Origin of the sequence: Flavobacterium branchiophilum NBRC 15030 = ATCC 35035, from assembly GCF_002217205.1 — a bacterium.
GTDB classification, from domain to species: domain Bacteria; phylum Bacteroidota; class Bacteroidia; order Flavobacteriales; family Flavobacteriaceae; genus Flavobacterium; species Flavobacterium branchiophilum.
The window spans coordinates 881-4529 of record NZ_MUGT01000075.1 but is presented as its reverse complement, the minus strand read 5'-3'; the positions used below and the strand labels follow the sequence as shown (position 1 = coordinate 4529).

The 3649-nt window shown below is 34.7% G+C and carries 3 protein-coding genes; 2 read left to right on the top strand and 1 reads right to left on the bottom strand.

All coding sequences use genetic code 11. The features are described from left to right. Window positions 1-140 precede the first annotated feature (140 nt). A complete protein-coding gene (locus B0A58_RS09510) occupies window positions 141-476 on the top strand; it encodes a hypothetical protein (protein WP_133063117.1) in 336 nt (111 codons plus the stop codon). Window positions 477-763: 287 nt separating this feature from the next. Here the strand turns inward: B0A58_RS09510 and B0A58_RS09505 are convergent, their stop codons facing one another. Further along, a complete protein-coding gene (locus B0A58_RS09505; protein ID WP_089080863.1) occupies window positions 764-2008 on the bottom strand; it encodes an ABC transporter permease in 1245 nt (414 codons plus the stop codon). A 120-nt stretch (window positions 2009-2128) separates the two neighbouring features. Between B0A58_RS09505 and hisS the strand changes: the two genes are divergently transcribed. Continuing rightward, complete coding sequence (gene hisS, locus B0A58_RS09500; RefSeq protein ID WP_089080861.1) at window positions 2129-3508, top strand: histidine--tRNA ligase; 1380 nt, start codon at window positions 2129-2131, stop codon at window positions 3506-3508. Window positions 3509-3649: the final 141 nt, after the last annotated feature.

Here is a 3649-nt window from a genome sequence, read left to right as displayed (position 1 = left end):
AAATATATTTGGTATAAAACAACGATTTTTGAATTAATTATTGTAAACCATTTGATACACATACTTTAATGATATGCAATAAAATATTTAAATATAAAATATATATTAGTGTATTACTGATATTATTATCTGTTTTTTATGTGCCATCACCTTACCATGTGGACTATTATGCGGAACCTTCTTATTTTATATATTTTAAAATAAATTTTCTTATTTTATTTTTTAATATTTATTTTACAAATAAATTAATTTTAGTTGAAAAAATTTTATATGCAGCCTTAATTTCGTGTATTGTATTGATAGTAGTTGGTTATTTACTTGAAAAATTTTTAGGCTATATTTATGGATATGATACCAATTGGGACGAACTGAAATCGCCCGAATTATTGGACAATGCACTTTTCTTTTTGATATCCAACTTTATTGGAATGGGTTTTATTGCCTTTTGGTTAAAATATAAAAAACCTATTTACTAATACTTATTTTTATGATTTGATTTCAATATAATACCATTTAGACATATAAAAATAGTATAATACCATTTAGAATTATTTGAAATAAAAAAATATTTATACCTCAAATATATAAAACACGTCAATACCTACTATAAAAACGAGGTGTTGCCAATGTGCACAAGTTTTGCACCCCGACCTGAGTGGAGCTCTTTTTTTCTTGCCGCTGAACGGCTAGATTGGTTTGCGGCAAGAAAAAAAAGCGGGAACGGAGGGCGGAAAAGGTGCCCAAATAAAAACAATTTTCTTTTTTATTCGTATCGCAAGGATTCTATTGGATCGAGTTTTGCTGCTTTTAGGGCGGGTATTAAACCAGAAATGATGGCTACTAAAAAGCTGATACCAAAGGCCCCGAAGATGGCTTTCCAGGGGGTTACGAAGGTAAAATCGAGGGCTTTTGCAAAGGCAAAGCCAATGAGGATTCCAAGAATAGTGCCTAAAATGCCTCCGAGCTGTCCGATGATGATGGTTTCCATAAAAAATTGAGTGGCAATGGTGGAACGTTTGGCACCAAGTGCTTTTCTTACACCTATTTCGCGGGTGCGTTCGGTTACAGAAACGAACATGATGTTCATTAGGGCGATAGAGGAACCAAAAATGGTGATTAATCCGATAACGATGGCTGCTACATTGAGATATCCTGTCATGTCGGCAATTTTGTGTAATAAATCGTCGCTGCGAGAAATGGCAAAATTATTGTCTTGGGTTGGGTTGAGACCACGTACTTTTCGCATGGTGATGGTGGCATTATCTACGGCTTGGTCTAAAATTTCGTGTTTTTGAACCATCGAACTTACGGAGTAGTTGATGTTGGGTTTTGTAAACAAGGAGCGGGCTAATTGGATGGGGATGAAAACTCTCAAATCTTGACTGCGTCCAAAAGTAGAACCTTTTTCTTTCAATATTCCAATTACTTTAAATTTTGCCCCACGTATGGCTATAATTTTATCGAGAGGATTGGGTACGTCTTTGAAAATTCCTTTCAAAAAATCGGAGCCAATTACTACAGAATAGGTATTATTTTGAATGTCGAAAGGAGCAAAATTACGTCCTTTATCGACAATAAGTCCTGAATTTTGCATGTAATTTTCATCAACTCCTAGTACGGCTATTTCTGGATCTGTTTTTTGTGATTCAAATTTTACTTCGGCATTTGTAGTTGCTGTAAAATAAATGGCGGTTTGTGTAAGGGGATAGTTGTATTTTCGTTTAAATTCTACCACATCTGAATAGCTGATGATGGGGTTGATGGTTTCGGTTTCGTTGGAGCCTCTGTTGCGTTGTGCAAAATCGTATTGTGTAAAATTGAAAGTATTAGAACCCATTGAGGCAAAATTTGTAGAAATTTTGTTTTCGAGAGCGGCTACTACAGTAAGAATTCCTACTAGAGCCATAATTCCAATGGCAATAATAAATACCGTTAGTACGGTACGTAATACTTGAGTTCGAATGGAACCCAAGGCGATTTTGATATTTTCTTTGAATAATTTTAGCATCATACTAGATTTGTCACGAAAATAAACAAATTGTTACAAGATAACAATTAAAATTTGATTTTTTTATTTTAAAAATTTAGATATTTGCATTTTAAAAACAGAAAAATAAATTTTAGTAAAATGGCAACAAAACCGAGCATTCCAAAAGGCACAAGAGATTTTTCGCCGTCGGAAGTTTTGAAACGGCAATATATTATTTCAAAAATCAAAGCCCAATTTGAGCGTTTTGGTTTTCAACCTATAGAAACTCCTTCGTTTGAAAATTCAGACACGTTGATGGGGAAATATGGGGAAGAAGGCGACAGATTGATTTTTAAGATTTTGGATAGTGGTGATTATTTGAGTAAAATAGATGCCGCAACGTTGCCAACCATGAATGCCAAACAACTGACGCCTAAAATTTCTGAAAAAGCCCTTCGATATGATTTGACTGTTCCTTTTGCAAGGTATGTGGTGCAACACCAAAATGATATTGAATTTCCGTTTAAAAGGTATCAAATTCAGCCAGTTTGGCGGGCAGATCGACCTCAAAAAGGACGGTTCAGAGAGTTTTTTCAGTGTGATGCCGATGTTGTTGGTTCCAATTCGCTTTGGCAAGAAGTAGAATTGATCCAGCTATATGATCAAGTATTTGCTGATTTGGGGCTACATGGTGTTACAATTAAGATGAATAACCGAAAAATTTTGTCGGGCATTGCAGAAGTAATTGGAGCCTCGGAGAAATTGATTGATTTTACTGTTGCATTGGACAAATTAGACAAAATTGGCGAAGAGGGTGTAAAAAAAGAGATGCTTGAAAAAGGCATAGAACCCAAAAGCCTAGACAAAGTGCAACCATTGTTTGCTTTTTCGGGAAATTTTAATGAAAAAGTGGCCCAACTTTCCTCACTTTTGCAAGAATCTGAAATTGGAATGAAAGGAATTGACGAATTGACTTTTATTGGCAATCAAATAGCTGCTCTTGGATTATCGGCCGCTACATTAGAGTTGGACGTTACTTTGGCAAGAGGTTTAAACTATTATACGGGTGCCATTTTTGAAGTTGCGGCTCCAAAAACGGTTTCGATGGGCTCTATTGGAGGTGGTGGCAGATATGACGATTTGACGGGTATTTTTGGTTTAAAAAACGTTGGTGGCGTTGGAATTTCATTTGGTTTAGACCGTATTTATTTGGTTTTAGATGAGTTGCAATTGTTTCCAGAAACGGTTACCTCGTCTGTTGTGGCTTTGTTTGTAAATTATGGCGAAACAGAAGCTTTGTATGCCATGAAAGCCATTAAAGCCTTGAGAGCTAAGGGTATAAAAGTAGATTTGTATCCAGATAAAGTAAAAGTGGGCAAGCAATTTATGTATGCCGACAAACGACAAATACCGTATGTGGTAATTGTGGGCGAAAGCGAAATGACTCATAATCAATATGCTTTGAAAAATTTAATTACAGGCGATCAAGTTTTGGTTGATTTAGAAACCTTGATACAATACTTGGAAAAAGCATCTTGACACATCCCAAATTACAAAATATTAGGATTAATACCGAATATACTTATGAAATATATTTGGTATAAAAAAACTCAAAAGTATATCTTTTGAGTTTTTTTTGGCTTTATAACTTATACCAAATATACATATAAAATAGTCCAA